The following is a 24107-nucleotide window of genomic DNA, read 5'->3' as shown; positions in this document are numbered from 1 at the left end:
CGGCCTTGTCCGGGGTTGAATCAGGGGGCCCGCTCCCGCCTTGTGGCGGTGGCGCGGCCCCCGAGTCGTTACAAAACGGTTACTTTTTCCCCTTTCATCTCATCTGATGAGCCAACGGCAGATTTCATAAGAACAAAAAACGCTAAGGTAGAGGCTCGGCAAAACATTTTTTTTGACTGGTTGGATCACTTTTTTCAGCGTATTTTGCTGGTATAAGCCACTAATTTGGTTTGTTTTTTTTAATCATGGGCCGGGATGGGCTGAATTCTGTACCCGCTCGCCCGGGGTCGTGGTTGTAATAAAACTCCAAAATTTGATACTAATCACCTTCGCGCCTGAAAAGCGGGGGCCTGACCATGACAGGAGGTTGAGGTAAAGCCTGCTGATTTTCATAACAAAGGGCCCGTGACCTGCACTTTGATCATGCCTTGTCCCTTCAGACATGAGAGACTGGGCAATGATTGTTTATTAACCATCAGGGAATAGTCATGCAGATTGGAATACCGAGAGAGAGTCTCGCCGGTGAGACCCGGGTCGCAGCGACCCCGGCCACCGTCGAGCAGCTGAAAAAGCTCGGCTTCGAGGTCGCCATCGAGGCCGGTGCCGGCCAGCTGGCCAGCTTCGATGATGCCGCCTTCGAGGCTGCCGGTGCCAGCGTGGTGCCGAGCGTCTGGCAAGCCGACCTTGTCTTCAAGGTCAACGCGCCGACCGATGCCGAGATCGCACAAATTAAGGATGGTGCCACCCTGGTGAGCTTCATCTGGCCTGCCCAGAACCCCGAGCTGGTCAAGAAGCTGTCCGAGCGCAACATCAATGTGATGGCGATGGACATGGTGCCGCGGATCTCCCGTGCCCAGTCCCTCGATGCCCTCTCCTCCATGGCCAACATAGGTGGCTATCGCGCCGTGGTCGAAGCTGCCCACCAGTTCGGTCGCTTCTTCACCGGTCAGATCACCGCCGCTGGCAAGGTTCCGCCCGCCAAGGTGCTGGTGATCGGTGCCGGTGTGGCCGGTCTGGCTGCCATCGGGACTGCCGGTTCCCTCGGCGCCATAGTGCGTGCCTTCGACACCCGCCTGGAAGTGGCCGAGCAGATCGAGTCCATGGGTGGGCAATTCCTCAAGCTGGACTTCGGCGGCGAAGATGGCGCCTCCAGCGACGGTTATGCCAAGGTGATGAGCGAAGAGTTCATCAAGGCCGAAATGGAGCTGTTCGCCCTGCAGGCCAAGGAAGTGGACATCATCATCACTACCGCCCTGATCCCGGGCAAGCCGGCACCCAAGCTGATCACCAAGGAGATGGTGGACAGCATGAAGCCGGGCTCCGTCATCGTGGACATGGCGGCCCAGGCCGGCGGCAACTGCGAATACACGGTACCGGGTGAACTGCATGTCACCGACAACGGCGTCAAGGTGATCGGTTACACCGATCTGCCGGGTCGTCTGCCCGCCCAATCCTCCCAGCTCTACGGCACCAACCTGGTGAACCTGATGAAGCTGATGTGCAAGGAGAAGGACGGCAAGGTCGCCATCGACTTCGAAGACGTGGTGCAGCGCAACATGACGGTGATCCAGGCCGGTGAAGTGACCTTCCCGCCCCCCGCCATCTCCGTCTCTGCCGCACCGCAGAAGCCAGCCGCCGCCAAACCGGCAGCCAAGAAGGAAGAGGCCAAGCCCTCCAACAAGAAGTTCGTGTTCGGTGCCCTCGGCATCGCCGCCTTCGGTTGGGTCGCTGCGGTGGCACCTGCCGCCTTCCTCTCCCACTTCACCGTCTTCATCCTGGCCTGCGTGGTCGGATACTACGTGGTGTGGAACGTCTCTCACGCCCTGCACACGCCGCTGATGTCGGTCACCAATGCCATCTCCGGCATTATCGTGGTCGGTGCCCTGCTGCAGATTGGGCAAGGGTCGACCCTGGTCACCGTATTGGCCTTTATCGCCGTGCTGATTGCCAGTATCAACATCTTCGGTGGCTTCACCGTCACTCAGCGCATGCTGAAGATGTTCCGTAAGGATTAAGGGGGTTTAACGTGTCTCAAGGACTGGTAACAGCATCCTATATCGTTGCCGCCGTGCTCTTCATCCTCAGTCTCGCGGGACTGTCGAAGCAAGAAACGGCCAAGCATGGCAACCTGTTCGGTATCGCGGGGATGGCCATCGCCCTGCTCGCCACCGTCTTCAACCCGGAAACCAGTGGCGTCCACTGGATCATCCTGGCCATGGTCATCGGCGGCGCCATCGGCGTGCGTCTGGCGCTCAAGGTCGAGATGACCGAGATGCCCGAGCTGGTGGCCGTGCTGCACAGCTTCGTGGGCATGGCGGCGGTGCTGGTGGGCTTCAACAGCTTCATCGACTTGCACCCCTCCGCACCTGCTGAGGTGGTCGTCTCCGTCGGTTCCAACCTGGATGCGACCCTGGCTGCGGCCCGGGCGGCGTTCGAGCAGGCGGCCAGCGTCGCCCAGGTCGAGCACCTCTCCGGCGCCATGCTGAACATCCACCTGGTGGAAGTGTTCCTCGGCGTCTTCATCGGTGCCGTGACCTTCACCGGTTCCGTGGTGGCATTCGGCAAGCTGCGTGGCCTCATCTCTTCCAAGCCGCTGATGCTGCCGCACCGCCACAAGCTGAACCTGCTGGCCGTGGTGGTCTCCATCGCGCTGATGATCCACTTCGTCAACGCCGGTGGCTCCACCTTCGCCCTGCTGCTGATGACCCTGATCGCCTTCGCCTTCGGCTGGCATCTGGTCGCCTCCATCGGCGGCGCCGACATGCCGGTAGTGGTCTCCATGCTGAACTCCTACTCCGGTTGGGCGGCGGCGGCGGCGGGCTTCATGCTCTCCAATGACCTGCTGATCGTGGTGGGTGCCCTGGTGGGTTCCTCCGGTGCCATCCTCTCTTACATCATGTGCAAGGCGATGAACCGCTCCTTCATCTCTGTCATCGCCGGTGGCTTCGGCTCCGACGGTGTGGCCTCCACGGCCGATCAGGAGATGGGCGAATACCGCGAGACCAACGCTGAAGACGTGGCCGACATGCTGAAGAACGCCAGCTCCGTCATCATCACCCCGGGCTACGGCATGGCGGTGGCGCAGGCCCAGTACCCGGTTGCCGAGATCACCCACAAGCTGCGCGAGCGCGGCGTCAAGGTGCGCTTCGGTATCCACCCGGTGGCCGGTCGTCTGCCTGGTCACATGAACGTGCTGCTGGCGGAAGCCAAGGTCCCCTACGACATAGTTCTGGAAATGGACGAGATCAACGAGGACTTCAGTGACACCGACGTGGTGCTGGTGATAGGTGCGAACGACACCGTCAACCCGGCCGCCATGGAAGATCCGGGCAGCCCCATCGCCGGCATGCCGGTGCTGGAAGTGTGGAAGGCGCAGAACGTCATCGGCTTCAAGCGCTCCATGAACACTGGCTACGCCGGCGTCCAGAACCCGCTGTTCTTCAAGGAGAACACCCAGATGCTGTTTGGCGATGCCAAGGCCAGCGTCGAGGCCATCCTGAAGGCGCTCTAAGCGTCCATGGGATGAGACAAGAGGAGGCTTCGGCCTCCTTTTTTATTGCCCGCTTTTCACGGAGGCAGGCAAGACATTGATGGCAAAGGGCCCTGGCCGGGAGGGGGGATCCGTTGCCGGCGGCAGGGCAGCAATCCGGTGACGTTGCCCTCGCTGGAGGGCATAATGGCGGCAAAAGGCGAGGGGGCTCAATTTTATTTGAGGCTCGTGCCACTAGAATCAAATAAAGTGACATGGACGGGGTGGCCCGGCGGGCGGCCCTCCAGATAGCACCCATACCCTCATACGATGCCTGCGGCACAGTGAACCAGAGAAACCACAGATGAAAGCACAATGGACCGACTTTATTACTCTGCTCAAGCGTGAAGTGGTGCCGGCCCTGGGCTGCACCGAGCCCATGTCGGTGGCGCTGGCCGCCGCCAACTGCCGCAAGCTGCTGGGGCAGGATCCGACCCGCATCAGCGTCTGGGTCAGCGGCAACCTGTTCAAGAATGGCATGGGGGTCGGGGTCCCCGGCACCGGCATGATAGGCCTGCCGGTGGCCGCCGCCGTCGGCATCACGGGGGGCAACCCGGATGCGGGTCTGGAGGTGCTCAAGACCCTGACCCCGGCCCAGGTGGACGCCGCCAAGGCGCTGCTGCCCATCATCAAGGTGGACGTGAAGGACGTGCCTGACGTGCTCTACGCCGAGGTGCTGGCCGAGGCCGACGGCCACAGCGCCCGGGTGGTGATCTGCACGGATCACACCCGCATAGTGCTGCTGGAGAAGGATGGCGAGGTGCTGATGGAGCAGGACAGTGCCCCCGGGGTGCAGATCCAGCCCGCGAAATCCGACAAGCCCGCCATGACGCTGCGGGAGATAGTGGAGTTCGCGTTGCAGGCGCCGCTGGCCGAGATCGACTTCATCCGCGAGGCCGCCACCATGAACCAGGCGCTGGCGGACGAGGGCCTGCAGGGCTATGGCCTGCGCATCGGCAAGATCCTCACCGAGCAGGTGGAGCGCAAGCTGCTCTCGGACGATCTGATGACCCTGGCCATGCGCCTCTCTTCTGCCGCGTCGGACGCGCGCATGGACGGCGCCATGCTGCCCGCCATGTCCAACTCGGGCTCGGGCAACCAGGGCATAGCCGCCACCATGCCGGTGGTCGCCGCCGCCCGCTTCCTCAAGGCCGACGACGAACAGCTGGCCCGGGCGCTGGTGATGAGCCACCTGGTGGCCATCTACATCAAGGCCTACCAGAACAAGCTGTCGGCCCTGTGCGCCGCCAGCACCGCCGCCATGGGCTCGGGCGCTGCCATCACCTGGCTGCTGGGAGGCCAGTTCGAGCAGATCAGCCACTGCATCAACAACATGATTGGCGACGTCTCCGGCATCATCTGCGACGGTGCCGGCAGCGCCTGCTCCATGAAGGTGTCGACCTCCACCTCGGCGGCGGTCAAGTCGTCGCTGATGGCCATCAACAACCTGCACGTGCCCCAGAGCGAGGGCATAGTCTCCGACGACGTGGACCAGACCATAGCGAACCTGGGCCGCCTCTCGAAACAGGGGATGCTGGACACCGACATAGAGATCATCAACATCATGCGGGCCAAGCAGCAGGGCAAGGCTGGCTGATGAGGGGGGCGGCAGTGGCCGCCCCCGTTTTTTGCAGATATTGACGTCACCCCGAACGGGGGGCGTGCCGCCACGATGCGGCCAGTTTCGGGGCGAGGTGCAGGGTGCGCCCGTCCATCCATCTCGGGCCTCGCCCGTTTATTTCTGGGGAATATCATGACTCTTAGCGTTATCGGTAATCTGGCCATCCTGGTCATGTTGCTGCTGTTTCTCTACCGCTTGCAGCAGACCCACGTCAGCTTCACTCGCCGCGTCTTCTCGGGGCTGGGGCTCGGGGTCCTGTTCGGCTGGGCCTTGCAACTGCTGTACGGTGTCGGCTCCGAGGTGCTGGTCCAGACCGGCGACTACCTGGACCTGGTCGGCAGTGGCTATGTGAAGCTGCTGCAGATGATCATCATCCCGCTCATCATGGTCTCCATCATAGGCGCCATCCTCAAGCTCTCCGGCGGCAGCGCCCTCGGCAAGATCAGCGCCCTGACCATAGGGGTGCTCATCTTCACCACCATGATCGCCGCCGGGGCCGGGATACTGATGTCCAACCTGTTCGGCCTGAGTGCCGAGGGGCTGGTTGCCGGCGCCGCCGAGACGGCCCGTGGCGCGGCCCTGCAGACCAGCCTCGGCAGCGTCGAGAGCATGTCCCTCGCCAAGATGGTGCTGGAGTTCATCCCGGCCAACCCCTTCCTCGACATGACGGGGGCGCGCAAGACCTCCACCATAGCCGTGGTGATCTTCTCCATCTTCATCGGCCTGTCCGCCACCGGCATCGCCCGCAAGCAGCCCGAGATCTTCGCCAGCTTCGAGCGCTTCATGCAGGTCGCCCACGCCATCGTCATGCGGATGGTGACCCTGGTGCTGCGCCTCACTCCCTATGGCGTGCTGGCGCTGATGGCCAAGGTAGTGTCCGGCTCCAACTACGCGGACATCATCAACCTGCTGAACTTCGTGCTGGCCTCTTACGGTGCCATCGCCATCATGTTCCTGGTGCACCTGCTGCTGGTGAGCCTGGTGGGCATCAACCCGCTGCGCTTCCTGAAGAAGATCATGCCGGTGCTGGCCTTCGCCTTCACCTCGCGCACCAGTGCGGGCTCCATCCCCATGAACGTGCAGACCCAGACCCGGGCCCTCGGCATCCCGGCGGGCATCGCCAACTTCGCCGCCTCCTTCGGCGCCACCATAGGCCAGAACGGCTGTGCCGGCATCTACCCGGCCATGCTGGCGGTGATGATAGCCCCGACCGTGGGGGTCAATCCCCTGGATCCCGGCTTCATCATGACGCTCATCGCCATCATCACCGTCAGCTCCTTCGGGGTGGCCGGTGTGGGAGGCGGGGCCACCTTCGCGGCGCTGATCGTGCTCTCCGCCCTGGACTTCCCGGTGGCCCTGGCGGGGCTGCTCATCTCCATCGAGCCCCTCATCGACATGGGCCGTACCGCCCTCAACGTCTCCGGCTCCATCACCGCCGGCACCCTCACCAGCCGACTGATGGGACAGACCGACATGGCCGTCTTCAACGGCGATGCCGAGGTAAGCCTGGACGGGGAAGAGTCCGCGGTCTGACCGGGCCTCATCTTCTGATTTGTATATGAAAAGGGGAGGCGAAGCCTCCCCTGTCGTGACTGGAGTCAAGCTATGCGTATTGTGATCATCGGTGGCGAAGCCGCCGGCATGAGTGCGGCGGCCAAGGCGCGCCGTCTGGCCAGGGACGCCGAGATTGTGGTGTATGAAGCCTCAGAGGTGATCTCCTTCGGCGCCTGCGGTCTGCCCTACTTCGTGGGGGACGATTTCCAGGAGCCGGGCTACATGGCCGAATTTACCCCGGAGCAGTTCGCTGCCAAGGGGATAGAGGTGAAGATTGGCCACAGGGTGCTGAGTCTGGATGCGGCCGCCCAGACCCTGGTCGTCGAGCACAAGGGCGACAGCTTTACCGATAGCTACGATCGGCTGATGATCGCCACCGGTGCCCGCGAACAGATGCCCCCCATCCCCGGCCTGCAGCTGCAGGGGGTGTTCGGCCTGCGCCGGATGAACGATGGGTTGGCGCTCAAGACTGCGGTGCAGGATCCGCGCAGCAAGAAGGCGGTGGTGATCGGTTCCGGCTTTATCGGACTGGAGGTGGTCGAGGCCCTGGTCCATCAGGGCAAGGAGGTGCGTCTCATCGAGCTGGCCGAGCGGGTCATCCCCGAGGCGTTCGATGGCGAGATCACCCAGCACATCGAGACCGAATTGCGGGAGCAGGGCGTCTCCCTGCATCTCGACGAGCGGGTCCAGGCCTTGCTGGGGGAGGGCCGGGTGACCGGCGTGCGCACCGACCAGGGTGAGTACGAGGCCGATATCGTCGTGGTCTGCACCGGGGTCAGGCCCAACACCGAGTTCCTGGCCGACAGCGGCATAGCGCGGCTCGGCAACGGCGCCATCAAGGTCGACCGTCAGGGGCGCAGCTCGCTCGCCAATGTCTGGTCTGCGGGGGATTGCGCCAGCGTCTGGCACAGCGTCAAGCAGCAGCAGGTCTATGTGCCGCTCGCCACCATAGCCAACAAGCTGGGGCGCATGGTGGGGGAGAACCTGGCGGGGGCCGAACAGGAATTCCCGGGCACGCTCGGCTCGGCGGCACTCAAAGTGCTGGGGCTGGAGGCGGGCCGCACCGGTCTCTCCGAGCAGGAAGCCAAAGCGATGGGCATCGACTATCGCACCGTGGTGATCAAGGACAAGTGCCACACCAACTACTGCCCGGGCCAGTCCGACATCCACGTCAAGCTGGTCTATGAAGCGGGCAGCAAGCGGCTGCTGGGGGGCCAGATCCTGGGGCGCAAGGGGGCGGTACACCGCATCGACGCCCTGGCGGTGGCTATCACCATGGGGGTGACCACGGATCAGCTCGGCATGCTGGACTTCGCCTACGCGCCGCCCTTCTCCCGCACCTGGGACGTGCTTAACGTAGCGGGTAACGTCGCCAAGTAGCTGGGCAGTCATGGTGGCGCTTGCCTATGCGCTCTTTTTCCATGCTTGGGATGCACTCAACGTGGCGGGCAACGTCGCCAAGTAGCTGAATGAAGATGACGGCGCATGCAGGGCGCCGTCATGGAGGGTGCACTCTGCGGGCAGATTGCAGCCATAAAAAAACCGATGCCAAGGCATCGGTTTTTTGTCCCCGTCATGCTCAGCCGCGGCCGAGGCGATTGTCCGGGTAGTTCTTGGCCAGCACTTCGCGGGCGTGGCGGGCCAGGGTCGGCATCTTCAGGGTATCGTAGGCGTTGACCATGATCTCCAGTGCCTTCTCTGTCTCCACGGTGTCGGGATAGGTCTCGACCACCAGCTTGGCGCGGTTGGCGGCGGCGATCAGGGCATCACGCTTCACGTAATACTCGGCCACCCCCAGATCGTAGCGGGCGAGGCGGGTCTTCAGACCGACCATGCGGGCACGAGCATCGGCCGCATACTGGCTGTTCGGGTAGTTCTGCAACAGGGTCTTGAAATCCTGGAAGGCCTGACGGGCGTAGGAGGGGTCCTTGTCGTCCCGATCGATGCCCAGGAAGTCCTGGAAGAAGTTGTAATCCGCCGCCATGTTGGTCAGACCGCGCATGTAGAACACGTAATCGATGTTCTTGTGCGCCGGGTTGAGGCGGATGAAGCGGTCGATATTGGCGATCGCCTGGGCGGTATCATCCTGCTTGTAGTAGGCGTAGATGAGATCGAGCTGCACCTGGTTGGAGTAGGCGCCGAACGGATAACGAGAGTCCAGCGCTTCCAGCAATTCGATGGCATTCAGGTAGTTGCCTGTGTCCAGTTTGAGACGGGCTTTCTGGTACAGAACTTCCGGCGGTTCGTCGGGAACCTTGGGTTTGGTGCTGGAACAGCCAGTGATCAGCGTAGCGACCAAGGCGAGCGACATCAGCAGGCGAGACTTCTTTCCCATCAACAACATCCGGTCCATTTCCACGAAATTGGCAAAGTATCCGTTATGCTTGGCTAAAAGAAAAGCTAGAATACCCGGATTATTTCGAATTGATACCCCCGCTCAAGAGACCATACATGAGCCAGCATATTGAACTGACAGGCGAATTTCAGGATCACCAATTCGGGCAGCGACTCGACCAGGCCCTGGCCGAATTGTTTCCAGACTACTCCAGAACCCGCATCAAGGAGTGGATTTTACAGGACAGAGTGACCCTGGACGGTCAGGTTGCCAATACCCCGCGCGAGAAAGTGGTGGCCGGGCAGCAGGTACATGTAGATGTCGAGTTGGAAGATGACACCCGCTGGGATGCCCAGAACATCGACCTCAACATCGTCTATGAAGATGAACACATTCTGGTGATCGACAAGCCCGCCGGTCTGGTGGTCCACCCGGGCGCCGGCACGCCGGACGGCACCATACTGAACGCCCTGTTGCACCGCTACCCCGGCATCGCCGAGGTGCCCCGTGCCGGCATAGTGCACCGTCTGGATAAAGACACTACCGGCCTGATGGTGGTTGCCAAGACGATCCCGGCCCAGACCCATCTGGTGGAGGCGCTGCAGGCGCGTCAGATCACCCGTGAATACGAGGCTGTCGCCATAGGTCACATGACCGCAGGCGGCACTGTGGATGCCCCCATCGGTCGTCACCCGACCCAGCGTACCCACATGGCCGTGGTGCCCAATGGCCGTCCTTCCGTGACCCACTACCGGGTGCACGAGAAGTTCCGTGGCCACACCCGTCTGCGTCTGCGTCTGGAAACAGGTCGTACCCACCAGATCCGTGTCCACATGGCGCACATCAAGCATCCGCTGGTGGGGGATCCCGCTTACGGTGGCCGTCTGCGCCTGCTGCGCAATGCGACCCCTGAGCTGACCCTGGCCCTGCGCAACTTCAACCGCCAGGCGCTGCATGCCACCATGCTGAAGCTGGCTCACCCCATCACCGGCGAAGTCATGGAGTGGCACTCTGCCACGCCGCAAGACATGCTGGATCTGATGGAAGTGCTGCGTGCTGATACGCTCGCCAATCCGGATGATTTAGTCTGGAGCTGATGCGATAGGGCCTGCGTCGGTTTCTGCCGCCGTCCGGCCCGAAGAGATGACAAACGGGGTTCCCTTTCAGGAGCCCCGTTTCTATATCCGTGAATGGAAGGAGTCACAGATGAACTGGATTGAACCCGACTGGCCCGCTCCTGGCAATGTCAGGGCCCTGTCGACCACCCGGGATGGTGGCCTGAGCGAAGGGGTCTTCGCCGGTCTCAACCTGGGTGCCCATGTGGGGGACGAGCCGGCACGGGTCGAGGCGAACCGTGCCCGCCTGCAGCAGGCGGCGCAGATCCCCGGGCCCCTCAACTGGCTCAACCAGGTGCACGGCATCGCAGTCCATAGGGTCGGCAGCGACTATGAAAAGGCGCCGGATGCCGATGCAGCCTGCGCCCACGAGGCCGGGCAGGCCTGCATAGTGATGACGGCCGACTGCCTGCCGGTGCTGTTCTGCGATCGGGCCGGCACTGTGGTGGCTGCCGCTCATGCCGGCTGGCGTGGGCTGAAGGAGGGGGTACTGGAAGCCAGTATCGCCGCCATGGGCTGCGAACCGGAGGAGATCCTGGCCTGGCTCGGCCCTGCCATCGGCCCCGCGGCCTTTGAAGTGGGGGGCGAGGTGCGCGAGGTCTTTATGGCGGAGCAGGCCGAGGCGGCCGCCGCCTTCGTGCCTTCCAGCCATGAGGGCAAGTGGCTGGCGGATATCTACCAGCTGGCCCGATTGCGCCTGGCCTGCGCCGGTGTGAATGCTGTCTATGGCGGCGAATACTGCACCTTCAGCGACAGCGAGCAGTTCTACTCTTATCGCCGCGATGGCCAGACCGGCCGCATGGCCTCCCTTGTCTGGCTGACGCCTTGACGAATCTCCCGCCCTGCATCTTGCAAGGGCGGGGATCCTGCCAGCGCCCCTCGTTGCAGAAAAAATAACCAGACCCGCCCCTTGAAATAGCCCGTACGGGCCTCATCTTTCATCTCAGAAAGTTATGTTGTTTGCCGCGCAAGCGGCGTGTCTGTTTCAAAGGGGGAGTGCAATGCGCCTCGATCGCCTGACCAGCAAATTCCAAGTCGCTATTTCCGATGCCCAGTCTCTCGCACTGGGTCGTGACCACCAATTCATCGAACCCGTCCACCTGATGACAGCCCTGCTCAATCAGGATGGCGGCTCCATCCGCCCGCTGCTGACCCTGACCGGGATGGACATCAATGCCCTGCGCTCCCGTCTCGGCGAGGAGCTCGACCGCCTGCCCAAGGTGAGCGGCGTCGAAGGGGACGTGCAGCTTTCCAACGGCCTCGGCCGTCTGCTCAATGTCTGTGACAAGCTGGCCCAGCAGCGCAAGGATCAGTTCATCTCGTCCGAGCTGTTCGTGCTGGCGGCGCTCGACGAGAAGGGCAACCTGGGGGAGCTGCTGCGCGCCCAGGGGCTGACCAAGGAAAAACTCGAGCAGGCCATCGACAAGGTCCGTGGCGGCAAGAAGGTGGATGATGCCAACGCCGAGGAGAACCGCCAGGCGCTGGAGAAGTACACCATAGACCTCACCGAGCGGGCCGAACTCGGCAAGCTCGACCCCGTCATCGGGCGGGATGAAGAGATCCGCCGCACCATCCAGGTGCTGCAGCGCCGCACCAAGAACAACCCCGTGCTGATCGGTGCCCCCGGCGTCGGCAAGACCGCCATCGTCGAGGGGCTGGCCCAGCGCATCATCAACGGCGAGGTGCCGGAAGGGCTCAAGAACAAGCGGGTGCTGTCGCTGGACATGGGGGCCCTGGTGGCCGGTGCCAAGTATCGCGGCGAATTCGAGGAACGGCTGAAAGCCGTGCTCAGCGATCTCGCCAAGGAGGAGGGCAGCGTCATCCTCTTCGTGGACGAGCTGCACACCATGGTCGGCGCCGGCAAGGGCGAGGGGGCCATGGACGCTGGCAACATGCTCAAACCCGCCCTGGCGCGCGGTGAACTGCACTGCGTCGGTGCCACGACGCTCGATGAATATCGCCAGTATGTGGAGAAGGATGCCGCCCTGGAGCGCCGTTTCCAGAAGGTGCTGGTGGAGGAGCCCTCGGTGGAGGACACCATCGCCATCCTGCGTGGCCTGAAGGAGCGCTATGAGCTGCACCACCATGTGCAGATCACCGACCCGGCCATAGTCGCGGCGGCCCAGCTATCCCACCGCTACATCGCGGATCGCCAGCTGCCTGACAAGGCCATCGACCTCATCGATGAGGCGGCGGCCAGCATACGGCTGCAGATCGACTCCAAGCCGGAGTCCCTGGACCGCCTCGAGCGGCGCATCATCCAGCTCAAGCTGGAGCAGCAGGCGCTGATGAAGGAGGACGACGACGCCAGTCGCAAGCGGCTCGATCTGCTCAACCATGAGCTGACCGAGAAGGAGCGGGAATATAACGAGCTGGAAGAGGTGTGGAAGGCCGAGAAGGCCGCCCTCGCCGGTACCCAGCACATCAAGGCGGCGCTGGAGCAGGCCCGTCAGGATCTCGAGGTGGCCCGCCGGGCCGGGGATCTCGGCCGCATGTCCGAGCTGCAATATGGCCGTATCCCCGAGCTGGAGAAACAGCTGGATCTCGCCACCCAGGCGGAGATGCAGGAGACCAGCCTGCTGCGCAACCGGGTCACCGATGTGGAGATCGCAGACGTGCTGGCGCGCTGGACCGGTATTCCGGTGGCGCGGATGCTGGAAGGGGAGCGTGACAAGCTGCTGCGGATGGAAGATCAGCTGCACAGCCGGGTGATCGGCCAGGAAGAGGCGGTGGACGCCGTCTCCAACGCCATCCGCCGCTCCCGGGCCGGGCTCTCCGACCCGAATCGCCCCATCGGCTCCTTCCTGTTCCTGGGGCCCACCGGGGTGGGCAAGACAGAGCTGTGCAAGGCGCTGGCGGAGTTCCTGTTCGATACCCAGGACGCCATGGTGCGCATCGACATGTCCGAGTTCATGGAGAAACACAGCGTGGCCCGTCTGGTGGGGGCGCCTCCCGGATACGTGGGTTATGAAGAGGGCGGTTATCTGACCGAGGCGGTACGCCGCCGTCCCTACTCGGTGATCCTGCTGGACGAGGTGGAGAAGGCGCACCCGGACGTGTTCAACATACTGCTGCAGGTGCTGGACGATGGCCGCCTGACCGATGGTCAGGGCCGCACCGTCGACTTCCGCAACACCGTGGTGATCATGACCTCCAACCTCGGCTCGGATCTCATCCAGGAGCACTACGCCGAGAAGGACTACGAGGAGATGAAGTCCCTGCTGATGGAGCTGTTGACCCGCAGCTTCCGCCCGGAGTTCATCAACCGGATCGACGAGACCGTGGTGTTCCACCCGCTGGGCGAGGATCACATCAAGTCCATCGCCCGGATCCAGCTCAAGAGCCTGATGGGTCGTCTGGAGTCCCAGGGCTTCGAGGTGGAGGTGAGCGAGGAGCTGCTGACCAAGCTGGTCCACGCCGGCTTCGATCCCGTCTACGGGGCGCGTCCCCTCAAGCGGGCCATTCAGCAGAAGGTGGAAAACCCGCTGGCCCAGGCCCTGCTCAGCGGTCGGGTCATCCCCGGCAAGCGGCTGCTGCTGGGTGCCGACAGCAACGGGCTCACCATGACCCAGTGATGGGTTGTCTACTCAAAACGCAGGCCTTGTGCCTGCGTTTTGTTTTCAGGGGGATTGAGATGCTGACGTTTTCCGTCTTGGTGGATGATGAGGTTCATCTGCCTGGTTGTCTGCCCGAGCGAGGGTTGGCGCTGCTGCTGGAGTGTGACGGCCTCAGGGTGCTGTTCGACAGTGGTCGGGGCCGGGCGCTGCGCCATAACGCCGCCGTGATGGGGGTCGATCTCGGTTCCCTCACCCACGTCGTGCTGTCCCACGGTCATTACGACCATGTGGGTGGCATCGGCTCCCTGCCCGTCTACCCCGAGCCCATCCCGTTGATCGCCTGTCCGGATGTGTTCAATGAGCGGGGCTACTTCCTGCCGTTGCTGCCCCGGCGCTACAACCTCTACCGCCTCTCGGGCGAGCTGGATCCGCAACAACTGGCGGCGAGAGGGCTGCTCCCTCACTGTTCGGCCGAGCCGGTCTGGCTGTCCGAGCGGCTGGTGTTCCTGGGATCCATACTGCGACGGGATCAGGCCAGACCCTCCTTGCTGGGTTACATGGTGCGAGGCGGGCGAGTGGAGAAGGATCTCATCAGCGACGACTCGGCGCTGGTCTACAAGAGCGAGCAGGGGCTCATCGTCTTCATCGGCTGCGGCCATGCCGGGGTCGAGAACATAGTGCAGCGGGCCAGGGAGGTGTGTACCGACGATCGGGTGCACGCCGTCATCGGCGGCCTGCACCTGAAATTTTCCGGCCCGCGGCGGGCGGCGGCGCTGGGGTCCTATCTGCAACGGGAAGGGGTCGGCAGCCTCTTTGCCTGCCACTGTACCGGCAAGCGGAAGGTGGGGCTGCCAAGGCAAACCCAGATAGGGGCGGGTTTTGAGCATGTGTTCCCGTCCCAGAAACCGTGAGCCTGAGCCTGGCGGGAAGCGAGCCCAGCCAGCGCGGCGGCGATGAGGCCATCGGCCAGCACCACGCCAGCCCTCGGGCTGGCGTTTTTTTTATTGTCGCAGCATGTTGGCGTTAACATGGCGATAACTATTGGTCATCGAATTGTAGTGATAGGCTTCATACCATTAATGACGCTATTGTCATTGTCAGGAGAGGGAGCCTTTGCCAATGAGAACACGATTTTCGCTCATGCTGCTGTGCAGCAGCCTGGTGCCCCTGGCGGCACAGGGGGCGCAAGCGATCGAGGATGTGCCCCAGATCTGCGCCACCTGCCACGGGATGAACGGCGTGCCCAAGGAGTCGAACATCCCCAATCTCTGGGGGCAGTCGGAGGCCTACCTGAGCGAGCAGCTGCGGGCCTTTCGCAGCGGCAAACGGGTTAGCGACTTCATGAATCCCATCATCTACCAGTTGAGCGACGAGCAGATAGCCCGGGCGGCCAGCCATTTTGCCAGCCAGTCCGCCGCCAAGGAGGTGAGTCTGCACTGGAGCGGCGACAAGTGGCCCGGGGACATGGAGACGGGGGAGCGGCTGGCCCTGGCCGGCAAACCCGAGCGAAATCTGCCGGCCTGCGTGGCTTGCCACGGCCCGAGTGGCGTCGGCGTCATGCCCCTGTTTCCCCGTCTCGCCGGTCAGGATCCCGCCTACCTCAAGCGCCAGTTGATCTACTGGAAGGCCGACAAGCGCCCGCTTGGCGCCATGGGCTCCATGCCTGCCATCGCCAAGTCCCTCAGCGAGGCGGAAATGGACGCGGTGGCCAACTACTTCGCGGCGCAGGGGGTGGCGAAATGAAGCATGCATATCTGATGGCCTGCCTGCTGGCCGGTCTGGCTCATGGCGCAGCGTTCGAGGATCAGTTCAGCGTCCCGCTCGGGGAGAAGGCGCCCGATGGCAACTACCACAAGGTGCCCGACTGGTCTGCCGTGCCGGAGGGGGAGATGGGAGCGGCCATCAAGCGTGGCTACAGCCTGTTCGTCAACACCCAGCAGCTCAAGGGGCAGGGCCAGCCGGGGAACGGCTTGCAATGCAGCAACTGTCACCTGGGCGCCGGCATCATTGCCGGTGCCAGTCCCATGTGGGGGGCTTATCCGGCCTACCCCGCCTATCGCAAGAAGAACAACAAGGTGAACACCTATGAGGATCGGCTGCAAGGCTGCTTCCTCTATTCGATGAATGCCAGAGAGGGCCAGCCCCCCGCCTATGACAGCCAGGCGATCCGGGATCTGGTGGCCTACTCCTACTGGCTGGCGAGCGGTGCCCCCATCAGTGACAAACTGCCAGGGCGCAACTTCTTCGCCATTGCCACACCTCCTCAGGCCCCTGACTTCAAGCGGGGCCAGAGTGTCTATGCCGAGCGGTGTGCCGATTGCCACGGCGGCGAGGGGGAGGGCAAGAAGGTGGCGGATCGCTACGTTTTCCCACCCCTGTGGGGCAAGGAGAGCTACAACTGGGGCGCGGGCATGCACGGCATCGACAAGGCGGCGGCCTTCATCAAGAGCAACATGCCGCTCTCCCAGGGAGGGAGCCTGAGCGATCAGCAGGCCTGGGATGTCTCCCTTTACATCAACAGCCACGAGCGCCCTCAGGATCCCAGGTTCAAGGGGGATCTCGGCCAGACCACCAAGGCGTTCCATGGCACCTACTCCCAGTACGGCTTGCCTTCCCCGGTGGATGGTCACCTGCTGGGCAGCAAGGCGTATTGAGGGCTGAGGCAGGACTACAGAGGGGCTCAGGCCCCTTTTTTCATGGGCCGCCCGGCTGCAGGCAAAAAAAACGGCAATCCGAGGATTGCCGGGAGGAATGTATTCGATGCGACCTTGCGTGGGTTGAGCGGGTCGCAGGGGCAAGCCCCGGTTTCGCAGAGGGGCATCCAGGATGCCCCTCTCCTTACAGCCTGTCCGGACTGCGCTCTTTCAGTCCGCACCGCCACACACCTTCAGCATCCGGCATGGGTTGCCGGATACCATCAATCTGCTTACAGCATGCCTGGGATAGCTGCCTTCATCCCGGATGGCCAGACGCCGACCTGTATCTGCTGGTCTATGTGCTCCTCTGTGCCGACCCGAGATGACCCTATGCCCATGACCTGCTTACAGCATGCCCGGGATAGCTGCCTTCATCTCGGATGGCCAGACGCCGACCTGTATCTGCTGGTCTATGTGCTCCTCTGTGCCGACCCGAGATAACCCTATGCCCATGACCTGCTTACAGCATGCCCGGGATGGCGGCCTTCATCTCGGATGGCCAGACACCGACTTGCACCTGACCTATGTGCTCTTTTTGCAGCAACAGCATGGCCAGACGGGATTGGCCTATGCCGCCGCCTATGGTCTGCGGCATCCGTGCGGCCAGCAGGTCCTGGTGCCAGTCGTACTGCAGGCGATCCTCGTCGCCGGTGATGGCGAGCTGGCGGCGCAGGGCCTCGGCGTCCACCCGGATCCCCATGGAGGAGATCTCGAAGCTGTCTTCCAGCACAGGGTTCCACACCAGGATGTCGCCGTTCAGGCCGGCCAGACCCAGTTCGCTCTCGCTGCTCCAGTCGTCATAGTCCGGGGCGCGCACGTCGTGGCGCTCGCCGTGGGAGAGGGCGCCGCCGATGCCGATCAGGAACACGGCCCCCAGCTCCTTGGCGATGGCGCGCTCGCGCCCCTTGGCGTCGAGATCCGGGTAACGGGTCAGCAGCTCTTCGCTGTGCAGGAACTGGATCTCCGCCGGCAGGAAGGGGGTCAGCTCGTGCTCGGCGCAGACCGCGCGCTCTGTGGCCTTGATGGCGGCCCAGATGCCGCGCACCGTCTCCTGCAGGTAGGCCAGATCCCGGCGCTCGCCCGGCATCACCTTCTCCCAGTCCCACTGATCGACGTAGACGGAGTGGATGGGGGTCAGCCTGTCCTCGTCCGGACGCAGAGCCTTCATGTGGGTGTAGATGCCCTCACCCGGGCCGAAACCGAAGCGGCCCAGGGTCTGGCGCTTCCACTTGGCCAGGGAGTGCACCACTTCGTAGCTGTGCTGCGGCAGGGTCTTCACCTTCACTTGCACCGCATTCTCGTGGCCGGAGAGGTTGTCCTGAGTGCCATCACCGACCCGGCTCAGGATGGGGGCTTGCACCTCCATCAGGCCCAGTTGCTGGGCGAGCTGGCGGGAGAACATCTCTTTGACGAAGCTGATCTGTTGTTGGCTGCGAATGTAGTGCTGTTTCATGGGAAATACCTGTTTCAAACCCGTTGGATGTGGCGATTCTTCAACAGATTGCGCACTAAATTCAATATTCGATAATAGAAATAGGCTTTACGTATTTTTTTGTTCAAAATACCCGGGCTTTTACTGATATATCGTCAACGGGAGTGCAAAAAAGTGTCGGAAAATTATCGGATCGATAATCTCGATCAGGCCATCCTCACCGCCCTGATGGAGAATGCGCGTATCCCTTACGCCGAGCTTGCAAAACAATTGCTGGTCAGCCCGGGCACCATCCATGTGCGGGTGGAGAAGATGAAGCAGGCGGGGATCATCGAGGGGACCCGGGTACAGGTGAACCCCAAGAAGCTGGGTTACGACGTCTGCTGCTTTATCGGCATCAATCTGAAGAGTGCCAAGGATTACCCCTCGGCCCTGGCCAAGTTGCAGGCGCTGGACGAGGTGGTGGAGGCCTACTACACCACGGGCCACTACAGCATCTTCATGAAGGTGATGACCCGCTCCATCGACGAGTTGCAGACCGTGCTGATCCACAAGATCCAGACCATAGACGAGATCCAGTCCACCGAAACCCTGATTTCCCTGCAAAATCCCATTCTGAGAGACGTGAAGCCCTGACCGACTGATCAGGGTGCGATATAGGGGATGCCGTACTTGTGGTAGAGGGCCTTGAGCCGGCCATCCTGTTTCATGTGCAGCAGTTCGGCGTCATAGGCCACCATCAGGGCCGGGGTGTCGGCATCGGCCCGGGAGCGGGTCCAGACATTGAAGTAGGGGCTGGTCTTGAGGGGTTTTGGAAGGTAGCCGAGCCTGCCCTCCAGCCCCTCTTCTCTTATCTGGGTGAAGGCGGTGACCAGGGACATGGGAACCAGATCGATGCGCCCGGCGATCAGCTTGCGCAGCTGCAACTGGTTGATGGGGATCTCCTGGAAGCGATAGGCCGGGTCGGCCATGGCCGCCGTGAGCTCTGGGGTGTAGGAGAAGTCCTTGGTGACACCGATGCGCCAGGGCTTGAGATCGACCAGGCTATCGTAGTGGATCTTGTCCATGTCGGCCTTGCGCACGAAGAAGTGCCAGCTATGGAGCATATGGGCCTGCTTGGGATAGAGCAGATAGGCCTCCCGCTCCGGCTTGTAGGAGTGGCTCAGCAGCAGGTCATAGACGCCGCCCTCGGCGTTGCGGGTGAGTCTGGCACCGGAATCGAGCAGCTCTATCCTGATGGGGACCCGGAGGACGCCAAAGATGGTGGTGACCAGATCCACATCCAGCCCTCGTGGCTGCCCTTTCTCATCCAGCCACTTCAGGGGGGGCTCAAGAAGGCCGCCAATGACCAGCTCCCTGGCCGACAGCCAGCAGGGCAGCAGCAAGCAGAGCACGAGCAAGATTCGCAAATCACATCTCCTGAACACTCGGGACTGGTTTATGCGCAACGGGGTATAGTGACCAGCAGATACCTGACAAGAGACGACCCCGGATGGCAAACCCTGAAGTAGAAAGCGAACTGGATGGCATCGACAGGCTCTCTGTCCGTCTCTACCGTCTCGGTCTGAGTCTGACAGCTTTGCTGCTGTTGTGTCGAGGGGTTGGCTTGCTGGGGGGACCTGTGCCCCTGTCTCCCTCCGTCTGGCTGACCATGCTGGTGGTGGCCAGCGGCCTGTGTGGATTCTGCCTGCACATTTATGACAAGCGGGTCCGGTTTCTCCTGCAGGGGCTGGCCTGGGGCGGCGTGATGCTGGCCGCCTGCGGCGCCCCCGCCATCCTGGTGCTGGGGGCTGCCCTGGCCACCCTCAGTGGCCTGGCGTTCAAGGAGCAGTTCTGCTTCGCCATCCCGGGCATCAGGCTCTTGCCTCTGCTGTTACCCCTGCTGTGGTTGCTGGAGTGGACCCGCTTCGCCTGGGCCACGGCCCTGGTTGCCCTGGCGAGCGGCCTGCTGCTTGGCCTGCTCAGTCTGGCCAAGTGGCGCATGCCCCTGCATTTCGATATCGGCGATCGGGGACGCTATCAGCTCTAGGTGGCCTGGCACTGCTTCATCTGCGCGTTGAGGGCCTGCATCACCTGTCGGCGGTTGATGATGCCGATCACCTTGCCCCCTTCCAGTACCGGATAGACCTTGGGCCTGGCCCCCGTCATCTGGCGGGCGAGATCCAGGATGCTGTCGTCCGGGCTGACGAACAGCGGGGTGCGGCTCATCAGATCCTCCACCCGGGTGCGGCTGTCGCAGTGATAGCTGCCGGTGAGCAGGCTGGGGATGCAGTCCTGCTCGGAGAGGAATCCGATCAGCCGTTTCTGATCATCCAGCACCGGCAGGCCGCTGGCGTCAGCCTGATGGAGTCTGTCGAGGGCCTCGGCCAGGCCGAGTTGCGGGCTGAGGAAGTGGGTCGGGCGGCTCATGTGATTGCGGATCTGCAGCATCTGGGTGGCTCCAAAAGAGTTAAAGTGGTGTCACTATGTCCGCTGGACGGCGGACGGGGCCAATGGCTTGTGCCGTGGAGATTGATAGGCAGGGCCCCGGGTCGGCAAGCACTGACAAAAGGAGAGGTTATGCGTGCATTGGTAACGGGCTGTGGCCGTCGGCTGGGATTCTACCTGTGCGAACAGCTGGTGGCCGCAGGCTGGCAGGTGACGGGCAGCTATCGCAGCGAGCGGCCCGAGCTGGCCCGCTTGCGGGCCCTGGGGGTGGAGCTGGTGCAGGCGGATTTCGCCCTGGAAGGGGATGTGGCCCGCCTTGTCACGGCGCTGGGTGCCCATGACGATCTGGCATTGATCATCCACAACGCCTCGGCCTTTGAGCCGCAGGCCGGTGAGCCGGCGGCGCAGCTGGCGCAGTTCGAGCAGTTTTATCGGGTGCATATGGCGGCCCCTTTCCAGCTGAACCGGGCCCTGGCCCCCAAGCTGGCAAGCAATCCCAACGCCAGCATCATCCACATCACCGACATCTACATTCACGCACCGGCGCCCCAGTTCGCCGCCTATGTGGCCACCAAGGCGGGGGCCCATTCGCTGGCCATGAGCTTTGCCCGGGAGCTGGCACCCGAGGTGCGGGTCAACACCATAGAGCCCGGCCCCATACTGTTCCTCGATGAACATGGGGACGCCTGGCGCCAGCAGGTGCTGGCCCGGACGCCACTGGCGAGGGAGGGGGGACTGGAGCCCATCTGGCAGGCCGTCAGGCTCTTGATGGCAAACGACTATATGACGGGGGCCAGCATCCGGGTGGACGGTGGCCGGGCCCTCGCCGTCATCTAGCTGTCATGGGAGGGCGATGGTGCGGGGCGGCGGTGGCCTGTCCGGGCGCTCGCCGCCCTGTGCCGGGCGCCTAGTGGGGCCGGATGGTCGCCTGATGGGCAGGCAGGTCCGGGTGCACGGCGGGCAGCTCCTGACGCTGCTCGGCGGGTTGGCGCAGGGCCACGGGCTGCTGGCCGAAGCTCTGCTGCGCAAACACCTTGCTGGTCTGCAGGCGCAGCGTCACCTTGTGGGCGCCGACCCGCCCCCCCTCATACATCTCGGCCAGCAGATCCCCGAGATAGGCATCCACCCCGGCCCCGGCGAAGGCATCCCTCTCGTGGCTGGCCAGGATGTCGATGTCGAGGGGCCTGTCTGTCACCTTGCACAGGGGATTGCCGCGATCCCGCCCATGGGCCAGCTCCATGGTGACGAATTCGGCTTTCAGCTGGGCGGCGGAGAGCTCGCTCTGGACGACGAACAGGCAGTTGAGAAAGTCATGGCGCGACTGCATCCCCACCGGTTCGGTCTGGATCACCGAGCTCAGACGCAGCTGGCCGAAGCGGGCCAGCAGCTCTTCCACGGCCTGGCTGACGTGCTGGGTGGGGTCTAGGTTGGATCCAATGCTGCAGAGGTAAAACATGGTTGCCATTCCTTGGGTTGGGCTCGTCTGAAATATATACGCAGCTCACGGTTATCGGATTTACTATGAATTAACATGCCGTTATCTGTTGTGATCCAACTCTGATTGGCAGAAAGGAGGTTCATATGAGTGTGGAAATGAAGTGGGCGCTGTTGACCGCCTCAGGTGCCCTGGCAGTGATCCTGATAATCTGCCTGGCGTCCGTCGGTCTGGCGTGAACCCGGACCCCGAGTGCAATCAAACCGGCCCCCTGGCCGGTTTTGCTTTTTCATGGAGTGCGGATATGCTGGCCCACCCATGACGAATCGAGACAGCAGAAGATGACCAAGGTTCGGCCCCGTTCCCTGCTCCAGGTGGTATTGATGGGCTTCGTGCTGGTGCTGATGCCCCTGGGGGGCATGATCTGGCACGACAGCCAGGCGCTCTCCCATCTGGGTCAGCTGACCAGCGACGAGATGGAGCGGGCGGTACGGGATACCCGCCGGGCAACCCTGCTCACCACCCAGGCCATCGATCTGGAGCGCACCCTGCGCCGCTATGCGGTGCTGGGGGACGAACGCATCCTCGGCAGCTATCAGCAGCAGCTGGCCCGCTATCGCGAGCTGCTCGCCACCCATCGGCAGTCCATCCCGGACGCCGCCGCCTACACGGATCTCGAGGCCACCCTGGCCTGGCTGGATGGCTTGCAGGATCTGCGCAAGGCCAGACAGGAGGCGACCAGCCCCAAATTCACCCGGTTCAATGAGCTCAACCAGCAACTGGAAGTGGTCACCCGCAGCCAGGTCGATGAGCATGTGGCGGGCATGCGGGCGGCCATCGCCGAGCTGAGGAAGGAGATCTGGTGGGTGAGCGGCTTCGTGGCGGGGCTCAGCCTGTTGCTGGTGCTGCTGTTTACCTACCTCATCATCCACCCCGTGCGTCAGATTGAGTCGCGGATCCTGAGCCTGGGAGCCGGTGTCGAGCCGGACAAGCGCCCGGTGGATGGCCCCGCCGAACTGGTGCTGCTGGGAGAGCGGATCGGCTGGCTGCACGACAGGCTCAAGGAGCTGGAACAGCAGAAGTACCAGTTCCTGCGCCACGTCTCCCATGAGCTGAAGACCCCCCTCGCCGTGCTGCGGGAGGGGGCGGATCTGCTCTCCGAACAGCTGGTGGGGCCGCTCAACGGGGATCAGCAGGAGATCTGCCAGATGCTGGAGGAGAACAGCCGCCGGCTGCAGACTCTGATCGAGCGCCTGCTCGATTTCAATCGCCTCAGCCAGCAGGAGGTGTTCAGCCTGACGGCGGTGCCGCTGGCCCCCCTGTTGTCAGAATTGTCTGCAGAATACCGGCTGGCGCTGGAATCCAAACAAATCAGTGTACACTTGCCGCCCGAGCCCATCAGCCTGCAGGCCGAGCCCTATCGTCTGCGACTCATCCTCGACAACCTGTTTTCCAACGCGGTCAGTTATGGCGCCAAGGGTGGCCAGATCTGGATCCGTGCCGGCCAGGATGCCAACGGCAGCTGGCTGGAGGTGGCCAACGAAGGGCCCGTCATCCCGCCAGACGAGCGGGAGCGGATCTTCGAGCCCTTCGAGCAGGGCAGCATAGTGCGCCAGGGGTTGTTGAAAGGATCCGGGATGGGCCTCTCCATTGCCCGCGAGTCGGCGATGAGTCTGGGGGGCGAGCTTAAATTAATTGAGGATAAACAGGCCGATGTCTGTTTCCGGCTGGATTTGAACGTGCGCCCAAGCTGACGGGCTCGGTGGCTACCCCGCAGGTGCGGGCGGCGCCTTGACACAGAATATGAGAGGAACGGGCAGGTGTCTGTTCTCCACCAGGATCTGAAGTGACATTCAAGATGAAACGATTCGTTGTACCCGTATTGATGATGAGCCTGCTCGCAGGCTGCTCCCTGCTGCCATCGCGCAGCCTGACAGAGCCCTCCGAGCAGGTCCTCGCCAAGCGGATGGAGTTCGCCAACAAAGAGATGCAGGTACGCCTGCAATACTCCGACTGGCTGCTGGCCAGTCATGCCCAACAGCGGGCGCAGGAGCGCGAGCGGCTGGCCGGTGCCACCGATCTCGAGAGCCGGGTCAGCCTGGCCATGGTCAACACCCATCCGTCCGAGTCGGTGGCGAGCCGCCGGGCCGGGCTGGACAAGCTCAAGGCCCTGCTGCCCGAGCTCGGCCTGGATGCCCAGGCCTTCCTGCGCAGCTGGATAGCCCTCGGCGAGGAGCTGCTGGCCCGTGACAGTCGCCGCGACGATCAGAGCCAGGAGGTGCAGCGTCTGCGCCGCCAGATAGAGCAGCTCTCCGCCATCGACGAACAGCTCAACCAGCGCAAGCTCAATGGGGGCGCCCAGCCATGACGTGCCGAGGGCGTGCAAGGCAGGGAACAACAACAGGT

The 24107-nt window shown here is 63.0% G+C and carries 22 protein-coding genes; 17 read left to right on the top strand and 5 right to left on the bottom strand.

Annotated features, from left to right (window positions below; genetic code table 11):
* Positions 1 to 488: 488 nt before the first annotated feature.
* The 5 genes from pntA (at position 489) to AC1IN8_RS17025 (ending at position 8084) form a co-directional block, all read left to right on the top strand.
* Positions 489 to 2015 carry a Re/Si-specific NAD(P)(+) transhydrogenase subunit alpha gene (gene pntA / locus AC1IN8_RS17045; RefSeq protein WP_479759802.1) on the top strand — a complete coding sequence of 509 codons (1527 nt, stop codon included), beginning with the start codon at positions 489 to 491 and terminating at the stop codon, positions 2013 to 2015.
* A gap of 11 nt (positions 2016 to 2026) precedes the next feature.
* Positions 2027 to 3511, top strand: coding sequence for a Re/Si-specific NAD(P)(+) transhydrogenase subunit beta (gene pntB, locus AC1IN8_RS17040; protein ID WP_139437938.1), 1485 nt, complete (start codon positions 2027 to 2029; stop codon positions 3509 to 3511).
* A gap of 322 nt (positions 3512 to 3833) precedes the next feature.
* A complete protein-coding gene (locus AC1IN8_RS17035) occupies positions 3834 to 5126 on the top strand; it encodes an L-cysteine desulfidase family protein (RefSeq protein ID WP_139437936.1) in 1293 nt (430 codons plus the stop codon).
* Positions 5127 to 5282: 156 nt separating this feature from the next.
* On the top strand, positions 5283 to 6683 hold the full coding sequence (locus tag AC1IN8_RS17030) for an L-cystine transporter (RefSeq protein ID WP_479759799.1): 1401 nt from the start codon (positions 5283 to 5285) through the stop codon (positions 6681 to 6683).
* 72 nt (positions 6684 to 6755) lie between these two features.
* Positions 6756 to 8084, top strand: a complete 1329-nt coding sequence (locus AC1IN8_RS17025; RefSeq protein WP_479759797.1) for a CoA-disulfide reductase — start codon at positions 6756 to 6758, stop codon at positions 8082 to 8084.
* A 199-nt stretch (positions 8085 to 8283) separates the two neighbouring features.
* On the opposite strand, the gene AC1IN8_RS17020 is transcribed toward AC1IN8_RS17025, so the two are convergent.
* Positions 8284 to 9039, bottom strand: coding sequence for an outer membrane protein assembly factor BamD (locus AC1IN8_RS17020; RefSeq protein ID WP_162852238.1), 756 nt, complete (start codon positions 9037 to 9039; stop codon positions 8284 to 8286).
* 116 nt (positions 9040 to 9155) lie between these two features.
* Here AC1IN8_RS17020 and rluD point away from each other — a divergent pair, with 116 nt between their 5' ends.
* The 6 genes from rluD (at position 9156) to AC1IN8_RS16990 (ending at position 16365) form a co-directional block, all read left to right on the top strand.
* Entirely contained in the window at positions 9156 to 10136 is a 981-nt protein-coding gene (gene rluD / locus AC1IN8_RS17015) for a 23S rRNA pseudouridine(1911/1915/1917) synthase RluD (RefSeq protein ID WP_005324417.1), read from the top strand.
* A gap of 109 nt (positions 10137 to 10245) precedes the next feature.
* Positions 10246 to 10983: a peptidoglycan editing factor PgeF gene (pgeF, locus tag AC1IN8_RS17010; protein ID WP_479759795.1), complete on the top strand. Its 738-nt coding sequence runs from the start codon at positions 10246 to 10248 to the stop codon at positions 10981 to 10983.
* 172 nt (positions 10984 to 11155) lie between these two features.
* Complete coding sequence (gene clpB / locus AC1IN8_RS17005; RefSeq protein ID WP_202047611.1) at positions 11156 to 13729, top strand: ATP-dependent chaperone ClpB; 2574 nt, start codon at positions 11156 to 11158, stop codon at positions 13727 to 13729.
* A gap of 59 nt (positions 13730 to 13788) precedes the next feature.
* Complete coding sequence (locus tag AC1IN8_RS17000) at positions 13789 to 14622, top strand: MBL fold metallo-hydrolase (protein WP_479759792.1); 834 nt, start codon at positions 13789 to 13791, stop codon at positions 14620 to 14622.
* A 208-nt stretch (positions 14623 to 14830) separates the two neighbouring features.
* Complete coding sequence (locus AC1IN8_RS16995) at positions 14831 to 15454, top strand: c-type cytochrome (protein WP_479759791.1); 624 nt, start codon at positions 14831 to 14833, stop codon at positions 15452 to 15454.
* Entirely contained in the window at positions 15451 to 16365 is a 915-nt protein-coding gene (locus AC1IN8_RS16990) for a c-type cytochrome (protein ID WP_139437920.1), read from the top strand. Before AC1IN8_RS16995 ends, AC1IN8_RS16990 begins: the two co-directional genes overlap by 4 nt.
* 502 nt (positions 16366 to 16867) lie before the next feature.
* Here the strand turns inward: AC1IN8_RS16990 and asnA are convergent.
* On the bottom strand, positions 16868 to 17860 hold the full coding sequence (gene asnA / locus AC1IN8_RS16985; protein ID WP_139437918.1) for an aspartate--ammonia ligase: 993 nt from the start codon (positions 17858 to 17860) through the stop codon (positions 16868 to 16870).
* Positions 17861 to 18013: 153 nt separating this feature from the next.
* On the opposite strand from asnA, the gene asnC reads away from it, so the two are divergent.
* Positions 18014 to 18475, top strand: a complete 462-nt coding sequence (gene asnC / locus AC1IN8_RS16980; protein WP_139437917.1) for a transcriptional regulator AsnC — start codon at positions 18014 to 18016, stop codon at positions 18473 to 18475.
* Between the two features lie 8 nt (positions 18476 to 18483).
* On the opposite strand, the gene AC1IN8_RS16975 is transcribed toward asnC, so the two are convergent.
* Positions 18484 to 19248, bottom strand: coding sequence for a substrate-binding periplasmic protein (locus AC1IN8_RS16975; RefSeq protein WP_479759789.1), 765 nt, complete (start codon positions 19246 to 19248; stop codon positions 18484 to 18486).
* Between the two features lie 83 nt (positions 19249 to 19331).
* Between AC1IN8_RS16975 and AC1IN8_RS16970 the strand changes: the two genes are divergently transcribed.
* Positions 19332 to 19868, top strand: coding sequence for a DUF2301 domain-containing membrane protein (locus AC1IN8_RS16970; protein WP_139437912.1), 537 nt, complete (start codon positions 19332 to 19334; stop codon positions 19866 to 19868).
* Here the strand turns inward: AC1IN8_RS16970 and AC1IN8_RS16965 are convergent.
* On the bottom strand, positions 19865 to 20269 hold the full coding sequence (locus AC1IN8_RS16965; RefSeq protein WP_265435022.1) for a CBS domain-containing protein: 405 nt from the start codon (positions 20267 to 20269) through the stop codon (positions 19865 to 19867). The genes AC1IN8_RS16970 and AC1IN8_RS16965 overlap by 4 nt on opposite strands.
* 129 nt (positions 20270 to 20398) lie before the next feature.
* On the opposite strand from AC1IN8_RS16965, the gene AC1IN8_RS16960 reads away from it, so the two are divergent.
* Positions 20399 to 21103, top strand: coding sequence for an SDR family oxidoreductase (locus tag AC1IN8_RS16960; RefSeq protein ID WP_479759787.1), 705 nt, complete (start codon positions 20399 to 20401; stop codon positions 21101 to 21103).
* A gap of 70 nt (positions 21104 to 21173) precedes the next feature.
* On the opposite strand, the gene AC1IN8_RS16955 is transcribed toward AC1IN8_RS16960, so the two are convergent.
* Positions 21174 to 21722, bottom strand: a complete 549-nt coding sequence (locus AC1IN8_RS16955; protein WP_479759785.1) for a 2-amino-4-hydroxy-6-hydroxymethyldihydropteridine diphosphokinase — start codon at positions 21720 to 21722, stop codon at positions 21174 to 21176.
* A gap of 125 nt (positions 21723 to 21847) precedes the next feature.
* On the opposite strand from AC1IN8_RS16955, the gene cydH reads away from it, so the two are divergent.
* The 3 genes from cydH to AC1IN8_RS16940 all read left to right on the top strand — a co-directional run bounded on the left by cydH (position 21848) and on the right by AC1IN8_RS16940 (position 24069).
* The gene (cydH, locus tag AC1IN8_RS16950; RefSeq protein WP_106885551.1) at positions 21848 to 21940 is read left to right on the top strand and encodes a cytochrome bd-I oxidase subunit CydH; all 93 of its coding nucleotides are present in this window, start codon (positions 21848 to 21850) and stop codon (positions 21938 to 21940) included.
* Positions 21941 to 22042: 102 nt separating this feature from the next.
* Positions 22043 to 23455 (top strand): sensor histidine kinase, encoded by a 1413-nt coding sequence (locus tag AC1IN8_RS16945; RefSeq protein WP_479759783.1) that lies wholly within the window; start codon positions 22043 to 22045, stop codon positions 23453 to 23455.
* A 104-nt stretch (positions 23456 to 23559) separates the two neighbouring features.
* On the top strand, positions 23560 to 24069 hold the full coding sequence (locus AC1IN8_RS16940; protein WP_265435018.1) for a hypothetical protein: 510 nt from the start codon (positions 23560 to 23562) through the stop codon (positions 24067 to 24069).
* Positions 24070 to 24107 lie beyond the last annotated feature (38 nt).

Source organism: Aeromonas sp. 130281 (assembly GCF_056642115.1).
This window is presented reverse-complemented; position numbering and strand designations above follow the sequence as displayed.